The sequence below is a fragment of the Plantactinospora sp. CNZ320 genome (genome assembly GCF_002846275.1).
On the sequence record NZ_PJMP01000001.1, the window covers coordinates 2,071,657 to 2,087,686 of the forward strand.

Here is a 16,030-nt window from a genome sequence, read left to right on the forward strand (position 1 = left end):
CAAGACTGAACAGCATTGCTGTAGGTTCTGTTGTCGTCGGGCTCAGCGCCACCGCTGTCGCAGCCGGGGCCACGACACACGACAACGGGAAGGAACTCCCATGTCCGCGAAGGCAGTCGGAACCATAGACGCCGCCATCGAGACCGTCACCGCCCGCCGGATCATCGACAGCCGGGGCAACCCCACGGTCGAGGTCGACGTCGTCCTGGCGGACGGGTCCCTCGGGCGCGCGGCTGTCCCCTCCGGCGCCTCCACCGGTGCCCGGGAGGCCGTGGAACTGCGCGACGGAGACCCCGCGCGCTGGCACGGCAAGGGCGTCGACCGCGCGGTGGCGCACGTCAACGGGGAAATCGCGGCGGCCGTGCACGGCCGGGACGCAGCCGACCAGGCGAGTCTCGACGCCGCGCTGGTCGCCCTCGACGGCACCGCCACGAAGTCCCGGCTCGGCGCCAACGCGATCCTCGGCGTCTCCCTCGCCACCGCCAAGGCCGCCGCGGCAGCCCATCGCCAGCCCCTCTACCGGTACCTCGGTGGCACCGACGCCCACCTCCTGCCGCTGCCGATGATGAACATCGTCAACGGCGGCGCCCACGCCGACAATCCGCTGGACTTCCAGGAGTTCATGATCGCGCCCGTCGGCGCGGACACCTTCGCCGAAGCCGTCCGGATGGGCAGCGAGGTCTTCCACACCCTGCGCCGCGATCTGCTGGCCGCCGGGCACTCCACCGGCGTCGGCGACGAGGGTGGCTTCGCGCCCGCGCTGCGTACTGCCGAGGAGGCGCTCGACTTCGTGATGACCGCCATCGAGCGAACCGGCTACCGCGCCGGCCAGGACATCGGCCTAATCATGGACCCGGCGTCGTCGGAGTTCTTCCGCGACGGGGTGTACGACTACGCGGGCGAGGGAGTGCGCCGTACCCCCTCCGAGCACGCCGACTACCTGGCCAAGCTCATCGACGCCTACCCCGTCCTCTCCATCGAGGACCCGATGGCGGAAAACGACCTGGACGGCTGGCGTGAGCTGACCGCCCGGGTCGGCGACCGCTGCCAGCTCACCGGCGACGACGTGTTCTGCACCAACGAGACGCTGCTGCGCGAAGGCATCCGTACCGGCGTCGGCAACTCGATCCTGGTCAAGGTCAATCAGATCGGAACCCTGACGGAGGCGCTGGCCGCAGTGGCCACGGCCCACCAGGCGGGCTGGACGGTGGTCATGTCGCACCGCTCGGGTGAGACCGAGGACACCACCATCGCGGATCTGGCGGTGGCGACCGGCTGCGGCCAGATCAAGACCGGCTCGCTCTCCCGGTCCGACCGGACGGCGAAGTACAACCAACTGATCCGGATCGAAGAGGAGTTGGGCGACTCGGCGCGTTACGCGGGCCGCTCCGCACTGCGTCGGCGGTGAACGGCAAGCAGAGGTAGCCGCATTGTCGGGTGTTTCTCGGCTTTGTCGCATCGTGCGGCGTGGCCGCGCTCCGCCGGGCGAGCTGAGCCGGTCTCACCACCGGCCCTGATTGGGGGTACGGGGTGGGATGCGCTGGTGCGGGTCGATGAACCAGCAGCGGGCGTCTTTACGAGGGTGCTGCTTGGAGGATGGCGGTGAGACCGTCGATTGTTTGCTGCGCCTCGGTCTGGTCAGTCTCGGTGGTCCATCCTTGATGCCATGGCCCACCGGGACCGGCCACGAAGTGCAGCGCTTCGAGCGCGGACGTGGCAAGGTCGGGCACTGGCTCGGGCAGAATCACCGGGTCTGGTTCGTCGGACACTTGCGTAAGGCGGTGCTGTAGGTGCTCGCCGCCGGGAAGGGTAGCGGCCACGAGGGCTGCCGCCGCGACTACTTCGTCGGGGAAGTACTCCCGCCAGAGGAGGTCGCGGTTGGCAAGGACGTACCCGAGCATGTGCCGTAGTGCCTCGGGGCGCTGTTGTGGTGGTCGCTCGGTGAGTTCGTCGAGGAAGTCCAGTGCGCCGTCACTGCTGAACGGTCCGGTTCCAAATGTGCCCACATCGCCCTCGCCTCGATAGACGGCCGCCGCCGATCATCAACGGTTGTGGACCTAACTGAAGATCGTGCGGTGGCCGCTCGCCACAGCGTAAACCCTGACCGGTGGCAGCGGATTCTGGCTGGGGTACTCGACTCGTTCGCAGGCCGGTTCGGGCGGATGGAGCCTCGTCGGACGGCAGCGGCATTCCTGACGGGCCTGCTGTCCGATCGTGAGGTGAAGACGTGCTGGCAGTTGGCGGAGCAGGCCGGACACGCCCGGCCGGATGCGATGCAGCGGCTGCTGTTCCGGGCGGTGGGACGCCGACGCTGTCCGTGACGACCTGCGGCAGCTGATCGCCGATCGGTTCGGTGACCCGGACGGCCCACTCGTCGAACCAAAAGCGGCTACCAGCGCTACCCGCCAGCGAGTAATGCTTCTCCCGCCCAATTGCCATGATCCCGGACACGGCGACATGGTCCTTGGCCCATGTGGTCCTGTTCGGCGCTGAACAGCAGGTGTTGCGGGGCATCTCGCCGTTGTGCGACTGCATAAGGGCCACGTACAGCGCGGGCAACCGGTAAGCCAAGTTCCACCTCAACTGATGCGATCAACCCGTCAGACGGCGGCCCATCAACATAGGCGCGCAACGCGTACTCGCTGTCGTCCCAGAACGTATCCAGGTCAAGTTCCGGGAAGCTCCGCTGGAGCGGACCCTTCACCATGGACATCTCCCCTCAGCGGCAGCGACAACTCGCGCCAGTCGAACACGCACTCCTACCAGTCAGGATCAATGCCGACTACGGGAGGGCCGGCAGAAAGGGGCTGCCGGCACCACTCCACGAGATGTGTAGAGCTTCGCGCGCCCGGGTGCAGGCGACGAAGAGCACACAACGCTCTCGGAGCAGGTCGCTGTCGTGCTGGATCCGGTCCACCTCCGCCGGGGTGGTCTCCTTGGCGAAGGGTACGGCCTTCGGGTCACCCCGAGCACGGCAACGCAGCGGAACTCCAGCCGGCCAGTGACACCCTACCGGCCGCGATCGACGGGCTATCAGCGGTCCGAGTTGTCCACCTGCGCCTGTTCGTAGAACCAGCCGAGCTGCTCGATCAGCGCGTTACGGGTCTCGGGGTCGACGAGGACCCTGAGCGAGAAGCCGGGACGCAGCGCCAGCTTCGCGGCGGCGATCTCCACTCCTGGAACCTTGTTGAGCCGCTGCCGGAACTCCTCTCGCAGGGCTATGTCGTCGAACGGCGTCCGAATGCTCAGGTGTTGGAACACCACCTCGAACTTGCCGCTCGGGTAGATCGCCGCTGGCCAGATGTTGCCGAGCTCGTGCTCCTTGCCACGGGCGAGGAGGAAGCAGGAGGACTCCCCGCCCGCGCCGAAGCCAAGCGTCCCGCCAACCCTCGTCCACGCCTCGATCACGGCGATCGTGGCTTCAGCGACCTCCGCGCTCTGCAGCTCCGTCAACTGCTCGGCGAACCGAACGTCCCGACCGGGACGCGGCCGGGGTAGGTCCTCCGGCGCCATGCCGATCAACTGGGCCAGTTCCTCGGTGACGATCCGCTGCTCCTGGTTTGCCCGCCCGTACCGGTCGAACTCCACGCCCTCGGCGCGGACCGGAATCTCATCACCGGTGCGGCCGACGTGCCGACCGTGTGGCGAGGTAACGCGGCAGAGGCCGAACAGGAGTACCAGCTTGCGCTTGGTGCCGCCGCGATGGCGATGCACTCGGTCTGCGACCAGTACGCCGAGCTCTACAAGCAGGCATCCGAGGCCGCCAAGCATCTCTTCTCGGCGGCGACCAGCCTGATCGGCAAGTTGATCGACGCGCTCATCGTGGTCAACGCGGCGGCCATTGTCGGCACGGCGACGATCAAAACGGGGGTGGGCGCGATCGCGGGCTACGGCGTCGCGGCATACTTCGCCTGGCAGGCCCACGACCTTTACAGAGACATCTCGACGGTCTACGGCAACGCGGAGGCCGCGTTCAAGGGCATCGCCGGACTGGTCTCCGCCATCGACGCTAAGCTCGGCGTCGCCGGACTCCCCGATCTGAAGCCCTACCGGCACCCCGCCGTCGCCTAGGAGCAGGTCATGCCGGACGACATCATGGAGCAGCCACTCGCCCGCGCCGTGCTCGCCAAGTTGGCACGGCTGCGCCGTGCAGATGATCCACTTGGATCACTGGCGAATGCGGTACTCAATGGCGAAGCAACGCTACGCGACGCCGCCGCCCACCCGTGGCACAGCCAGGGACTCAACGACGGGTTCGCTGCCGCGCTCGACGAACAGCGACGGCAATCTCCCGAAACGCGCGCGGAGATCGAGCGTCAGGCCCAGCGGTTGCGCGACACCGACGAGGCCCTACTCAGTGACCCGGCTGGCAATGACCAGGAAGGCAACGACGTGTCCGTGCCCGAGGGTCAGGACCGATGAGCGCTTGGAACCGATGGCGCATCGCCCTCCCGCTCATCGGGCTCAACCTCCTCATCCTCGTGCCGGCGCTCTTCGGCGCGGTCACCTGGTGGTCGGAGGAGACAGCCGTCGAGCAGGTATTGACAGTCAGCATCTGCGTGGTCCTGGCCGGGAGCCTGGTCGTAGCCGTCTCCATCGGCGTACAGCCTGTGCGGGACGTGCCCTGGCTACGCATCGGTCTTGTGCTCCTCGGCTATGTCGCATCGTGTGGCCTGGCCGCGCTCCGGCGGGGAGTCTGAGACGGTTTCACCACCGGCGCTGATTGGGGGTACGGGGCGGGGTGCGCTGGGGCGGGTCGACGAACCAGCAGCGGACGTGCCGGGAGCGCCACTCCCCCAGCGCCTGGCGGAGCCGTTCCGCCTCGATCCGGGCCGCCGACTCGGCCTGGCCGGCGCTATCCAGTTCGTCGGCGAGGGCGCGCAGGTAGGCGTACACCTCGGCGGGGTCGAGGCCGCGCCACCGCGAGCCGAACCGCTTGGCGCGGACCTTGTCCGGCCGGAAGATCCGTCGTGCGGGGCGATAGATCATCCGGCACCTCCGGTCGGTGCCGGTGCGCTGGTTGCTGCCATCTGGGGTCCCTTCGCAGGTAGCGGCGCCGAGGCGGGCGGGGTCGTCCGTCGACCGCCCGGGTGGCCGACGGCCGGAGCCCGGCACCCGCCCCGGGCCAGCTCGGCTCCCGGCCGCCGGGGGGACGGATGGCAGCCGGGAGAGTCTGGTCAGGCGGTCGCGCCGGTGACCCGATCGGCGTACGACGTCAGCGCGCCGACCGCCTCGGTCAAACTCCCGGTGAGCAGGCCGAGGTGTTCGGCCGCCCGCGCCCAGTCCCGGGTCACGTCCGCGATGCACAGCCGGGGATCGGCGGCCTCCCGGAGCTGCCGTTCGGCATAGTGGAGTCGCCCGGGGAGCCTGGCGAGGCGTTCGGCGGCCACGGCAAACCGGGTACGCGACACGTTCAGCGAGCCGACCACCCGGCCGATGCTCGCCACGTCACCGCCGCCGATCTGGCCCCGGAGCTGCGTCAGCCCGCTGTCGAGCAGCCGCTCGACGTGGCTGGCCAGACTGAGGGCCTCCTCGCCGCAGCGGCGCGCCTGACGCAGCTCCGGATGTGTCGAGCCGTCGCCGGCCCGGTCGAGCAGCACGGCCGCCGCCGCGACCAACAGGTACGCCTCACGCAGCTCGCCGCACACCCGCTCCGCAACCCACGCCGCGGCTTCCGGACCCGCCGGTTCTTCTGTCGTCGCCGACTCCGGCACTGTCACGCCGGTCTCCTTCCGTAGAACGTGCGATGTTGGTGTCGTGGCAGCCGGGCACCGCCGACCCGGGTTCGGGTCACCGCGCGGCGGCGACCGGCCGCCCCGACACCTCCCGGGCCGTACAGCCTGGGAGCCGAGTCGCCGCCCGCTTGCCGGCGGGAAGGACTCGAAGAACGTGAGCCGGGGACCGTCGCGTCCGGTGCGCTGCCCGGAGAGCACGCCCGCCGCCGGTTGCGCTGGATGGGAGGAGCAGCGATCCGCCCATTAGTTGCGCCGTGCGTCGTCTGCCGCTCCCCCGGCCGCACGTAGACGAACGCCCCGTCACACCGCGAGGTCCCGACAACCCTCGGGTACGTCGTCCGCACCCGCCCACCGATGCCCGGGTACGTCGTCGGGTCGCACCCGTCGAGGCAGGTCAACCGCACCCCGCCGCTGTCGTGGGAACCACCTCCACCGCCCGGCCATGTCGCCTCCCCATCAGTGCTCATGTTGGCGACAGCCTAGCAAACCTTACAAGCAAGGCAAGCAAGGCGAGGGATGCTTTAACTGTTCGATCATCTGGGTGCTTTCCTGATCGCATGCCGTACGCCCAGCCGCTTTGGCGCCAGATCAGGGATGACCTGCGCGCGAAGATTCGGGCTGGTATCTACCCACCCGGCAGCAAGCTTCCCTCTACTCGCGAGCTGGCCGACCAGTATGAGACAAGCCACGTGACGGTCAGACGGGCCGTGGACTCGATGATCGAACGGGACGAGCTGGTCGGACGCACGGGCATCGGCGTCTTCGTAGCCGAAGGGGATCAGCCGCCTTCGTAGGAAGACCCCGATGGCACTTCGGGGTCGAGGCAGCGTGGCGACGCCGAGTTCGGTCAGCTCGGCCAGTACCCCTCGATGCTTCGCCGTCACCACTGCACTGTCCCCCCCAGACCCGACCCGACACGACACGACGGGCGGCGTAGCGCCCGACCCAGGGTTGACATTGTCGCATCCTGTGACTCAATCTGATGAGACAAAGCTTGCGACGTACGGAGGTGGGGCATGCGACAGCCAGATCAGACGGATCCAAAGCGGTGGCTGGCCGGGGTGTGGTTGGAGCGGCACGGCCTGGCCGACGTCGAGCCGACCCCGCTGATCGCGGCTCGGCTGGCGGTGCGGCGACGGGCCAAGGTCGCCGACAGCCTGCTGCTGGCCGCTTTCATCATCGGCGCGGCACTCACCCACGTGTCGGCGCTGCCCAGCGACGTCACCTCCTCCCGACTGCCGATGCTGCTGCTGGTGGCGTTGGTGGTCGGGCTGCTGGTGGCGCAGTGGCTGCTCGGCTGGTGGGTGCGGCACGCCGACCGCCGGGCCGGCGCGCGACTGTCCCGGCGGGTCGCCCACCCGGTCCAGCTTGGCTGGTCAGCGGTACTGGGTCGGCCGTACGCCGTCTTCACTGTCGCCAGCTTCACCGCCGCCCTGCTGCTCGCGGTGAGCGTGCTGGCGGTTCCGGACTCCGGCCTGCGGCGCGGGGCGACCGTCGTCCTGATCGGACTCACCGGCGCTGCCGTCGGCATCGTGCTGCAACTGCGTAACGTGCTGGAGAGCCCAGCCGTGGCCGACGACGAGGGGTCGCTCACCGCCGACGTCATCATGCGGGTCGAGGACGCCCGCGCCCTCGTCACCCCCAGCCTGGTCTGGACGCTGCCGGCAATTTTCCTGTACGGGGAATCGTTCGGCTGGTGGAACGTCGCCTCGATCGGACTCGTGGTGGTGGGCGCCATCGCGTACTGCCTGCTCCACTTCCGGAGCACGGGTGTCGGGACGGCTGCCCGACGTGCCATGGTCACCGGATGATCGTCATCGACGCGGGCTCGCCGACACCGCCATACGAGCAGCTCCGGGCCCAGCTCGCGAGGCAGATCCAGGATCGCACGCTCGCCGTCGGTACGAGACTGCCGACGATCCGCCGGCTCGCGGCCGACCTCGGTCTCGCCGTGAACACCGTCGGGCGGGCATACCGGGAGTTGGAAGAGGCCGGGCTGATCGAGACCCGCGGCCGGGCCGGTTCGTTCGTCTCGGCCGCCGGCGAGCAGGCACTCGAACAGGCCCGCCGCGCCGCCCACGACTACGCGGCGGTCATCACCAGCATCGGCATCGACCCCGCCGAGGCGATCCGGATCGTCGAGGCGGCCCTCGGCCGGCCCGCCACACCCTGACTCACGCGGCACCCTGACTCACGCGACACCCTGCCTCAGGCAACACCCCGGGTCAGTCAAGCTGTCCCCGGTACCAGGCGATTTTGTCCTGGAGGTGGGCGTACTGGTGGCGCAGCAGCTCCATCCGCTCCTCGACCTCCCGGGAGTGCTCCTCCAGCAGGGCCATACGTTCCGCCAGGGTGATCTCGCCCTGCCGGGCGAGTTCGGCGTACCGGCGCACCTGGGCGATCGGCATGCCGGTGTCCCGCAGGCACCGCAGGACGTCCAGCCAGCCGAGGTCGTCCTCTGTGAAGACCCGGCGACCGCCCGAGGTACGACCGATCTCGCTCAGCAGGCCGATCCGCTCGTAGTAGCGCAGGGTGTCGAGGCTGAAACCGGTACGCTGCGCTGCCACCGACGGTGGATAGGTGTTCACGAACGGCAGGATATCCGGCTTGACCTGGAGCGCGCTCCAGGTAGCAGAGTGGTGCGCATGAAGCGACTTCTTGGCCGTAGTGGCATCGAGATCAGTGCACTGGGCGCGGGCTGCTGGGCGATCGGCGGCCCGTACGCCGACACCGACAACCAGTACGGGTGGGGCGGCTCGCGCGACGACGACGAGTCGATCCGCGCACTGCACCGGGCCCGCGATCTCGGCATCACCTTTTTCGACACCGCCAGCAGCTACGGCGCCGGGCACAGCGAGACACTCATCGGCTCGGCCTTCCACGGGGTACGCGACCAGGTGGTCATCGCCACCAAGTGGGGCTTCACCTTCGACGAGGAACGCCGTCTCGCCCTCGGCACCGACGACAGCCTCGACTACGTCCGCGCCTGTCTGGAAGGCTCGCTGCGTCGGTTGCGGACCGACTATGTCGACCTCTACCAGCTGCACCTGGGGGACCTGCCCGTTCCGCAGGCGCTGGAGATGATCCCCGTACTCGACGACCTCGTCACCGAGGGCAAGATCCGGGCCTACGGCTGGAGCACGGACGACCCCGCCCGAGCCGCTGCCTTCGCCGAGGCCGGAGCCGGCTGTACCGCCATCCAGCACGACCTGTCGGTGCTCAGCGGTTCCGCGGAGGTGCTCGCGGTCTGCGAGAAGTTCAACCAGGCCAGCATCAACCGTGGCCCGCTGGCGATGGGCCTGCTGTCGGGCAAGTACCACGACGGGCGGCAGGTGCCCGGCGACGACGTACGCAGCCAGGCCCTGCCGTGGATGCGCTACTTCCGCGACGGTGCGGGCGCGCCCGAGTGGCTCGCGGCGATCGACGCGATTCGCGAGGTGCTCACCTCCGGCGGCCGTACCCTGGCCCAGGGTGCGCTGGCCTGGCTGTGGGCGCGCAGCCCGGCCACGGTGCCGATCCCTGGATTCCGCACCGTGAAGCAGGTGGAGGAGAACGCCGCCGCGATGTCCTTCGGGCCGCTGACCGCCGCCGACATGGCCCAGATCGACAAGATCATGAGCGACGTTACGGCAACCGCCTGAAGACGCCGGAGCGCACATCGGACGCGACTTCGGCATCGCCGATTCGGCTCCCGGCCGCCACCCGGCCCGCCGCCCGAGCTGCCTCCGGAGCCGCCTCCGGAGATCCGCCACCCGGTGTGGAGAGCCGTCCTTCCCTCCGCACCGGGTGGCGGAAGCCCCTCAGTCCTCGGCGGCGCCTGTCACGGTGACGACGCCGAGGACGAGGGTGCGGCGGCGTAAGTGGACAGGTTCCTGATCAGGCAGCGGCGCCGCCTCCCGTCGCGCGCTATTTATACAAGTACCACTTGTGTAAACTCAACCCGTGACGTACGTGATCGCACACCCCTGTGTCGACGTGCTCGACCGGGCGTGCGGGCAGGAATGCCCGGTGGACTGCGTCCACGAGGGCGCGCGCAGCCTCGACACCGCGCTGGTGGCCGCCCTGCCGCCACAGACCCCGTGACCGGGCCAGCCATGGGCCGCCGCGCGGACGTGCTGGCCGCACTCCGCGCCTCGCCGGTGCCGTTGAGCATCACCGACATCGCCGAGCGGCTCGACGTGCATCCGAACACGGTGCGGTTCCATCTCGACACCCTGGTCGGCACGGGACAGGCGGAACGGGTACCCGCTGCTCCGGGCCGCCGTGGTCGACCGGCACTGCTGTTCCGGGCCCGGCCCGGGATGGACCCGGCCGGACCACGCAACTACCGGCTCCTGGCCGGGATCCTGGCCGGCAGCGTCGCCACCGATCCTGACGCGCTGGACCGGGCCACCGAGGCCGGACGGACCTGGGGCAGGACGCTCGCCGCACCGCCGGCCGTTTCGGCTGCCGCCACCGCCACCGGTGATCAGGCGGCCACCGCCATTGGTGATCAGGCGGCCACCGCCACCGGTGATCAGGCGATCGACCGGCTGGTGGAACTGCTCGACGATCTCGGTTTCGCACCCGAGCGACGGACCACGGCGACCGGCCGGCAGATCGGGTTGCGGCACTGCCCCTTCCTGGACCTCGTGCAGACCCAGGCCCAGGTCATCTGCCAGGTGCATCTGGCGCTGATGCAGGGCGCGATGGCCGCCACCGGCGCCCCGGCCACTGTCGAGCGGCTCGAACCCTTCGCCGAACCCGACCTGTGCCTGGCACACCTCGCCGAGGAGGCGGAACCTCGTGACCGGCCAGCCGCCGCAGCCGCGCGGCGGCGCGCAGCGGGGGATTCATGAGTACGGCTCCGGCGGTCGCCACCGCCGTGACCTTCAGCTGGCTCGGCATGGTGCTGGCGATCTCTTTTCTGGAGGCACCGCTGAAGTTCCGGGCCCCCGGGGTGACGATACGGATCGGGCTCGGCATCGGCCGGCTGGTCTTCCGGGCGCTCAACGCCGTGGAGGTGGTCCTCGGGGTGGCACTGGTGGCCGCCGTCGTCGCCGCCGCCGACACGATGCCCGCGACGTCCGTCGTGGTCGCTGCCGGGGTCGTCGCGGCGGTGCTGGTGGTGCAGCTCGCCGTGGTACGTCCCCGGCTGACCCGCCGCTCCGATCGGATCCTGGCCGGCGCGGAGGCGCCACGGTCGTCCGCACACTACAGCTACGTCGCCCTGGAGGCGGTCAAGGTCGTCGCCCTGATCACCACCGGCACCCTGTTGCTGGCGGCCTGACTACCACGTCGGAGGAAGGTAGTGCGATGCAGTCGATCTCCCTGACCACCCTGGTGGACGCGCAGTTGACCGCGGCGCGGCAGAGCAGCAGCGGCCGAAGTGCCCGTACTGTCCATGGTGGGCAGGGGCACGCGCTGCGGCAGACCCTGCTCGCGCTGGCCGCTGGGCGGAGCCTCGCCGATCACGACAACCCCGGCGAGGCGACCCTCCAGGTCCTGCACGGCCGGGTACGCCTCACCACCGCCACCGGGACCTGGGAGGGAAGCTCCGGCGACCACCTGGTCATCCCGGCCGAACGGCACGGCCTGACCGCGCTCGACGACTCGGCCGTACTGCTCACCGTGGCGACGGCACTCCCCTCCTCCTGACCTTCGGGTTGTGTCAGTTCCGCAGTGAAGAAGGCGACGGAGTGTCTGGACCGTGGTGGGCGCCCTGCGCCGATGGATGGCCGGCCGCGCCAACGAGTTCCCGGATACGCCGACCCGGTGCGGAGGGGGCGTCCTTCCCTCCGCACCGGGTTCCGCCGGAGTCAACTCGCGGCGCTGGTGGGCCGCCGCCGTTGACTGGCAGCGCGGGTGGCACCTGATCCCGGGACCGGATCCGGTGCCGTGGATGCCGGATTCGGTTCGACGGCCCGGCAACGAGCCAGCCGGGTTGTTGCTGTTGTCCCGCCGCCCGTAGGTGGCCGCCGGGCCGACGATGGGCGTACCGCCGACCGGGACGGGGTTGCCGAAAACTTCCGGTAATCAGCTCCGTCGATAAGCTGTACCACTATTAATACCCATCGAAGACGCTGGAGACAAGACCTGGACGTGCCACACAGTGCCCGATTTTTTCTCCCGGAAGTTGACCGGAAGTTCCGGAGATACAGCTTGGACCGAGCCCACCTCCGGCCCAGCGCCTGGCGTTGCTCGACGACGACGCCACCACCACCGCACCGGCAGTGGATCCTGCGCTCGCCGGTCGCGCCGGCCGGGCTCGACTAGCCCCGGCGGTAGACGGAGACGTGGCTGCCGCTGTCCGGGCCGAACGGCTCACGGTGCCAGTCGGCGTACCGCTCGGTGAGCCGGAGACCGGCCCGCTCCGCCATCTGGTCGATCTGCTCGGGCCAGGCGTACCGCATGCCGAACGGCCTGAGGTGCACACCCTGGCTGTCGAACCTGATCGTCTGCCGGACGAACGTCTGCGCGGCCCGGTCGAACCGGTGCAACCGGATCGTCGCCGAGTCCTCCGTCACGTCCCACACCTGCACCTGCTGCTCGGTCCGGTCCATGTCGACCGGATCCGGGACGTACGTCTCGATCACGAACGCGCCGCCCGGTGCCAGTACCTGCGCGACGTTGCGGAAGCAGTCCTCCTGCCGCCTCGCGTCGACCAGGTTGAACAGGGTGTTGTAGACCAGATAGGCGAGCGTGAACGGCCCGTCGACCGGCACGTCCGCCATGTCACCGATGACAACCGGAAGCTGCTCGCCACCGGGCTTGGCCCGCAGCTCTGCCACCATCTCCTCGGACGCCTCGACGCCCTCCACGAGGAGACCACGGGCGGCCAGCGGCAGCGCGACCCGGCCGGTACCGATCGCGAGTTCCAGTACCCGGCCGCCGTCAGCGAGACCTTCGAGGAACTCCACCGCCGGACCCGGATCCGGGTTGGAGCCCTTGTCGTAGCCGGTGGCCCAGAGCCGGCCGAAGAGACCGGGATCGTCGAGGATGGACATCACTCACCCTCCTCACGACAGCCGGGCACGAGCGGCACGGCCTTCACGGCCGGCACGGCATGGCCGACCGGTCGTGTACTACAAAAAGACGCCTGCGATGTGGTTTCCGAAACCACCGTAATCATGAGACCTCACATCTCTTGGGTGGACAACACGTTCCTGCTGGTCGGAGCCTGCGGCGGGTCGCATGGTCGTCTCCCTTCGGTCGGTGGGGCCAGAGCACAGGACAACAGAGGTCCGGATCTTTCGGCAACCGCATTACCGCACCCGAATCGCATTTCCGGCCGTCCAGGCCAACCGGGCCGCCCTCGCCATCCGGCCGTTGCCCCGCGATCGGCGAACCTACGGCAGGTCATCCTGACCGAACGAAGGGTGACGTCAGCCCGGAGCACGGCACGACACTGTGCGCCGTGACGATTCCGGACTCGCCGTACGACTGGCAGGCCAGCACACCCGACCGTCAGTTGAGCCTGACCGACGGCCGTACGCCCACACCACTGCCACCCACGCTGTCGATGCCGCTGCCCCCGCTCCCCCCGCAGCCGGCCGCCCTGCCGGTACTGCCGCTACCGGTCCCGGTACCAACACCGATGGCGGTTCCCGTGCCGCAGAAGTCGGCAGGCGCCGCTATCGCCCTCGAACTGGTCCTCGGCCTGCTCGGCATCTTCGGCGTCGGCAACCTCTATGCCGGCAGTACGGCCACCGGTGTGATCCTGATGCTGTCGTTCTGGGCGATGTTCTGGGTCAACCTGTTCCTGATGATCGTGGTGATCGGCTTGGTGACAATGCCGTTGACCTGGTTGGGCTACCTCGTGCTTGCTCCACTCCTCGCCGCCCGGAGCGTCGAACGCCACAACGCGCGGGCGCTCGCCTGGCACCCGACCTTCTAACGGCGGGTAGGCGGGCCGAGCAGGTCCCAGCGGTTGCCGGCGACGTCCCGGAACACCGCCACCCGACCGTACGGCTCGGTCCTCGGTGGGCGTACGAACTCGACACCGGCCGCCACCAGCCGCCCGTACGCGGCGTCGAAGTCGTCGACCCGGAGGAAGAACCCGACCCGGCCGGCCACCTGCTCGCCGACCACGGCAGCCTGCCGTTCACCGTCGGCGCGGGCGAGCAGGATGCCCGTCTCGGCGCCGGGTGGCCGGACCACGACCCACCGTTTCGGGCGACCGTCATTCGCCAGCGACGGCGAGTCCTCGACCAGATCGAAGCCGAGCACTCCGGTGAAGAACTCGATCGCCGGGTCGTACTCCCGCACCACGATTGTCACCAGGTCGATCCGCACCCGACCGAGGGTAACCAGGCCACGTGACACGGACCGGCACCGGCACCGGCATCAGCACCGGCATCGGCATCGGCATCGGCATCGCAGTTCGCCGTCGAGGGAGGATGTACCGAGGAATCAGCACCCGACGAGCCGGGAAGCAGAGGACGTGGCCGCGCCGAGTCGTGATGACGATCTGCTGACCCTCGCCCGCCTCTCGGTCGGGCGGGACGCGGTGCGCGCCATCCTGGACTGGCTCGGGCAGCGTACCGGTGGCCTGGCCCTGCTGGTCGGGGCCGACCGGAAGGTACTCGCCGGACCCGCCGACCGGCTCGGACCCGGCACTCCCCTGTCCCGGGCCGTCGGCGCCGCCGTCGCGGACCTGTCCCGGCGCGGGTCGAGCGCCGGCGTGGTCGACACGGCCGGGCCGGCCAGGGTGCACCTGCTGCGGCTGGGCGGCAGCGCACCGGACTGGTCCGCCGCCGCGCTGGTCGCTCGGGCCGAGGAACAATCCGGGTACCTCGTGGTGGTCGCCACCCCCGAGCCGCATCTCGGCGAACTCCTCGCCGACGCCGCGCGGACGCTGTCGCTCTGCTGGCGGGTCGAGGAGGCGGACCGGGCCCGCCGCCGGATCGCCGCCGCCGACGCGCACGGCCGGGAGGCGGTACTGCACCTGTTGATGATCGGCGACGTGCCGCCCGCCCGGCGGATCGCCTCGGCGCTGCGGCCACGGTTGCCCGGCACGCTCCGGGTCTGTGTGATCGAGTGTGTCGGCCGGCAACGGTACGAGATCGCCGCCGAGCTCGACAGGTCACTTGCCGGCCGGGCCTGGATCGTGCCCTGTCCGGTCCGCTCGAACCATCTGATCGCACTCGTCCCGGCCGAGTCGTCCACCGGCGATATCCCGGCGTCGGGCCGGGAGACCGCCCAGCGGAGCGCCGGGCAGCCGGATCCGGCAGACCGGCTCGGACGGCTGCTCACCGCACGGGTCCGGCAGTGCCGGCTCGGGATGAGCGAGCCTGTGGCGTTGGCGGAGACCGCCAGCGGGTACGAGCAGGCCTTCCACGCGCTGGCGGTGGCCCGGGCCACGACCGGGTACGCCCGGTTCGACCGGCAGCACGACCTGGCGCCGCTCACCGGCCCCGACGGGTACGCCTGGGCCCAGCGGCTGCTGCAACCCTGCCTCGGTCACACGCCGGCCCGTCGGGCCGACCCGGGGGCGGTGGAGTTGCTCGGCACGCTCAGCTCGTGGCTGGCCTTCGACAGTGCGGCCAGCCGACACCTCAAGATCCACCGCAACACCCTGACCGGTCGGTTGCGGCTGCTCAACGCGCTGCTCGGACTGGATCTCCTCCGGGTCCCGGACCGCTCCGCCGCCTGGCTGGCGCTGCGGCTCCGCGACACGGCACCACCACCGAACCACAACACGGCAGGGCCACAGCACCGCGAGGTCACCCTCGATCAACTGCTCGCCGCCCCGGCCGTGACGGCGTGGGCCCGGATCCGGCTCGGGCCGCTGCGACCGGCCGACCGGTCGACCGCATTCGAGACCGTACGGGCCTGGCTGTCCGCCGACACCAATCTCGCCGCCACATCGGCCGTACTCGGCATCTCGGTGTCGGCCACCCGCAAACGGCTCTCCCGGGCTGAGCAGGCGCTCGGGCGTTCACTGCTGCACGCGCCCGACGCCCGGCACGAACTCTGGCTCGCCCTACGTGCGCTCCAACTGGCCGAGGGCTGACCAGGAGCAGGAAGCACCAGCACCGGTATCCGCATCGGCACTGGCACCGTCGCTCGCTGTGCACTGTGGCACCGGCAGCGCGGTCGCTGTGCGGATCGGTCCCTCGCAACCGGCTGCTCGACGTCGTACGGTCTCGGTGTCGGGGGCCTGGGTGGGGGACGGCCACCGTCCGGTGACCCTTCGGGTTCTGCCACGAGGGCGAAGGGCAGCCGGACGGTGGCCTTGGCCCGACACCGACGGTCGCGCGAGCGACTCGGTCCGCCCGAGCGGGCCGGTCATGCGAGCGGGCTTCGGTACGCCC

The 16,030-nt window shown here is 70.0% G+C and carries 20 protein-coding genes and 2 pseudogenes; 15 read left to right on the forward strand and 7 right to left on the reverse strand.

Annotated elements, in window-relative coordinates:
• Positions 1-100: 100 nt before the first annotated feature.
• Positions 101-1,408: a phosphopyruvate hydratase gene (gene eno / locus CLT71_RS08910; protein ID WP_101366693.1), complete on the forward strand. Its 1,308-nt coding sequence runs from the start codon at positions 101-103 to the stop codon at positions 1,406-1,408.
• A 166-nt stretch (positions 1,409-1,574) separates the two neighbouring features.
• On the opposite strand, the gene CLT71_RS08915 is transcribed toward eno, so the two are convergent.
• On the reverse strand, positions 1,575-2,006 hold the full coding sequence (locus CLT71_RS08915) for a DUF4259 domain-containing protein (protein WP_101366694.1): 432 nt from the start codon (positions 2,004-2,006) through the stop codon (positions 1,575-1,577).
• A 156-nt stretch (positions 2,007-2,162) separates the two neighbouring features.
• Between CLT71_RS08915 and CLT71_RS37895 the strand changes: the two are divergent.
• A pseudogene (locus tag CLT71_RS37895) lies at positions 2,163-2,376 on the forward strand (transposase); the annotation flags it as partial.
• 657 nt (positions 2,377-3,033) lie between these two features.
• Here the strand turns inward: CLT71_RS37895 and CLT71_RS08930 are convergent.
• Positions 3,034-3,588 carry a hypothetical protein gene (locus CLT71_RS08930; RefSeq protein WP_486483154.1) on the reverse strand — a complete coding sequence of 185 codons (555 nt, stop codon included), beginning with the start codon at positions 3,586-3,588 and terminating at the stop codon, positions 3,034-3,036.
• 42 nt (positions 3,589-3,630) lie between these two features.
• Here CLT71_RS08930 and CLT71_RS08935 point away from each other — a divergent pair, with 42 nt between their 5' ends.
• Genes CLT71_RS08935 through CLT71_RS08945 form a run of 3 tightly spaced genes read left to right on the forward strand, consistent with a single transcriptional unit; the run spans position 3,631 to position 4,700 of the window.
• Positions 3,631-4,071, forward strand: a complete 441-nt coding sequence (locus tag CLT71_RS08935) for a hypothetical protein (protein ID WP_143743418.1) — start codon at positions 3,631-3,633, stop codon at positions 4,069-4,071.
• Positions 4,072-4,080: 9 nt separating this feature from the next.
• Entirely contained in the window at positions 4,081-4,422 is a 342-nt protein-coding gene (locus CLT71_RS08940) for a hypothetical protein (protein WP_101366696.1), read from the forward strand.
• On the forward strand, positions 4,419-4,700 hold the full coding sequence (locus tag CLT71_RS08945; protein ID WP_101366697.1) for a hypothetical protein: 282 nt from the start codon (positions 4,419-4,421) through the stop codon (positions 4,698-4,700). Before CLT71_RS08940 ends, CLT71_RS08945 begins: the two co-directional genes overlap by 4 nt.
• Positions 4,701-4,707: 7 nt before the next feature.
• Here CLT71_RS08945 and CLT71_RS37415 read toward each other — a convergent pair whose 3' ends face one another.
• Positions 4,708-4,989 (reverse strand): DivIVA domain-containing protein, encoded by a 282-nt coding sequence (locus CLT71_RS37415; RefSeq protein WP_199187558.1) that lies wholly within the window; start codon positions 4,987-4,989, stop codon positions 4,708-4,710.
• Between the two features lie 188 nt (positions 4,990-5,177).
• The gene (locus CLT71_RS08955) at positions 5,178-5,720 is read right to left on the reverse strand and encodes a hypothetical protein (RefSeq protein WP_143743419.1); all 543 of its coding nucleotides are present in this window, start codon (positions 5,718-5,720) and stop codon (positions 5,178-5,180) included.
• Between the two features lie 572 nt (positions 5,721-6,292).
• On the opposite strand from CLT71_RS08955, the gene CLT71_RS08960 reads away from it, so the two are divergent.
• The 3 genes from CLT71_RS08960 to CLT71_RS08970 all read left to right on the forward strand — a co-directional run bounded on the left by CLT71_RS08960 (position 6,293) and on the right by CLT71_RS08970 (position 7,908).
• On the forward strand, positions 6,293-6,529 hold the full coding sequence (locus CLT71_RS08960) for a GntR family transcriptional regulator (protein ID WP_101366699.1): 237 nt from the start codon (positions 6,293-6,295) through the stop codon (positions 6,527-6,529).
• Between the two features lie 222 nt (positions 6,530-6,751).
• Positions 6,752-7,546, forward strand: coding sequence for a hypothetical protein (locus tag CLT71_RS08965; RefSeq protein WP_101366700.1), 795 nt, complete (start codon positions 6,752-6,754; stop codon positions 7,544-7,546).
• A complete protein-coding gene (locus CLT71_RS08970) occupies positions 7,543-7,908 on the forward strand; it encodes a GntR family transcriptional regulator (protein ID WP_101366701.1) in 366 nt (121 codons plus the stop codon). Before CLT71_RS08965 ends, CLT71_RS08970 begins: the two co-directional genes overlap by 4 nt.
• A 52-nt stretch (positions 7,909-7,960) precedes the next feature.
• Here CLT71_RS08970 and CLT71_RS08975 read toward each other — a convergent pair whose 3' ends face one another.
• Complete coding sequence (locus CLT71_RS08975) at positions 7,961-8,323, reverse strand: MerR family transcriptional regulator (RefSeq protein ID WP_101366702.1); 363 nt, start codon at positions 8,321-8,323, stop codon at positions 7,961-7,963.
• A gap of 57 nt (positions 8,324-8,380) precedes the next feature.
• Here CLT71_RS08975 and CLT71_RS08980 point away from each other — a divergent pair, with 57 nt between their 5' ends.
• The 5 genes and pseudogenes from CLT71_RS08980 (at position 8,381) to CLT71_RS09000 (ending at position 11,372) form a co-directional block, all read left to right on the forward strand.
• Positions 8,381-9,376 carry an aldo/keto reductase gene (locus CLT71_RS08980; RefSeq protein WP_486483155.1) on the forward strand — a complete coding sequence of 332 codons (996 nt, stop codon included), beginning with the start codon at positions 8,381-8,383 and terminating at the stop codon, positions 9,374-9,376.
• A 301-nt stretch (positions 9,377-9,677) separates the two neighbouring features.
• Positions 9,678-9,776: pseudogene (locus tag CLT71_RS08985) on the forward strand (ferredoxin family protein); the annotation flags it as partial.
• Between the two features lie 53 nt (positions 9,777-9,829).
• Positions 9,830-10,573 (forward strand): helix-turn-helix domain-containing protein, encoded by a 744-nt coding sequence (locus CLT71_RS08990; protein WP_101366704.1) that lies wholly within the window; start codon positions 9,830-9,832, stop codon positions 10,571-10,573.
• Positions 10,570-11,004, forward strand: coding sequence for a hypothetical protein (locus tag CLT71_RS08995; RefSeq protein WP_101366705.1), 435 nt, complete (start codon positions 10,570-10,572; stop codon positions 11,002-11,004). The genes CLT71_RS08990 and CLT71_RS08995 overlap by 4 nt, the downstream gene beginning before the upstream one ends.
• Before the next feature lie 26 nt (positions 11,005-11,030).
• On the forward strand, positions 11,031-11,372 hold the full coding sequence (locus CLT71_RS09000; RefSeq protein WP_101366706.1) for a cupin domain-containing protein: 342 nt from the start codon (positions 11,031-11,033) through the stop codon (positions 11,370-11,372).
• A 614-nt stretch (positions 11,373-11,986) separates the two neighbouring features.
• Here CLT71_RS09000 and CLT71_RS09005 read toward each other — a convergent pair.
• On the reverse strand, positions 11,987-12,721 hold the full coding sequence (locus CLT71_RS09005) for a class I SAM-dependent methyltransferase (protein WP_101366707.1): 735 nt from the start codon (positions 12,719-12,721) through the stop codon (positions 11,987-11,989).
• A gap of 410 nt (positions 12,722-13,131) precedes the next feature.
• Between CLT71_RS09005 and CLT71_RS09010 the strand changes: the two genes are divergently transcribed.
• Positions 13,132-13,611 (forward strand): TM2 domain-containing protein, encoded by a 480-nt coding sequence (locus CLT71_RS09010; RefSeq protein ID WP_101366708.1) that lies wholly within the window; start codon positions 13,132-13,134, stop codon positions 13,609-13,611.
• On the opposite strand, the gene CLT71_RS09015 is transcribed toward CLT71_RS09010, so the two are convergent.
• On the reverse strand, positions 13,608-14,009 hold the full coding sequence (locus CLT71_RS09015; protein ID WP_101366709.1) for a VOC family protein: 402 nt from the start codon (positions 14,007-14,009) through the stop codon (positions 13,608-13,610). The genes CLT71_RS09010 and CLT71_RS09015 overlap by 4 nt on opposite strands.
• Positions 14,010-14,157: 148 nt before the next feature.
• Here CLT71_RS09015 and CLT71_RS09020 point away from each other — a divergent pair, with 148 nt between their 5' ends.
• On the forward strand, positions 14,158-15,729 hold the full coding sequence (locus CLT71_RS09020) for a helix-turn-helix domain-containing protein (RefSeq protein WP_101366710.1): 1,572 nt from the start codon (positions 14,158-14,160) through the stop codon (positions 15,727-15,729).
• Positions 15,730-16,030: the final 301 nt, after the last annotated feature.

Excerpts from the sequence above, each read along its gene's own strand:
- eno (WP_101366693.1), top strand. The coding sequence starts at position 101 with ATGTCCGCGAAGGCAGTCGGAACCATAGACGCCGCCATCGAGACCGTC.
- CLT71_RS08940 (WP_101366696.1), top strand. The coding sequence starts at position 4,081 with ATGCCGGACGACATCATGGAGCAGCCACTCGCCCGCGCCGTGCTCGCC.
- CLT71_RS08945 (WP_101366697.1), top strand. The coding sequence starts at position 4,419 with ATGAGCGCTTGGAACCGATGGCGCATCGCCCTCCCGCTCATCGGGCTC.
- CLT71_RS37415 (WP_199187558.1), bottom strand. The coding sequence starts at position 4,989 with ATGATCTATCGCCCCGCACGACGGATCTTCCGGCCGGACAAGGTCCGC.
- CLT71_RS08960 (WP_101366699.1), top strand. The coding sequence starts at position 6,293 with ATGCCGTACGCCCAGCCGCTTTGGCGCCAGATCAGGGATGACCTGCGC.
- CLT71_RS08965 (WP_101366700.1), top strand. The coding sequence starts at position 6,752 with ATGCGACAGCCAGATCAGACGGATCCAAAGCGGTGGCTGGCCGGGGTG.
- CLT71_RS08970 (WP_101366701.1), top strand. The coding sequence starts at position 7,543 with ATGATCGTCATCGACGCGGGCTCGCCGACACCGCCATACGAGCAGCTC.
- CLT71_RS08980 (WP_486483155.1), top strand. The coding sequence starts at position 8,381 with ATGAAGCGACTTCTTGGCCGTAGTGGCATCGAGATCAGTGCACTGGGC.
- CLT71_RS08990 (WP_101366704.1), top strand. The coding sequence starts at position 9,830 with ATGGGCCGCCGCGCGGACGTGCTGGCCGCACTCCGCGCCTCGCCGGTG.
- CLT71_RS08995 (WP_101366705.1), top strand. The coding sequence starts at position 10,570 with ATGAGTACGGCTCCGGCGGTCGCCACCGCCGTGACCTTCAGCTGGCTC.
- CLT71_RS09000 (WP_101366706.1), top strand. The coding sequence starts at position 11,031 with ATGCAGTCGATCTCCCTGACCACCCTGGTGGACGCGCAGTTGACCGCG.
- CLT71_RS09005 (WP_101366707.1), bottom strand. The coding sequence starts at position 12,721 with ATGTCCATCCTCGACGATCCCGGTCTCTTCGGCCGGCTCTGGGCCACC.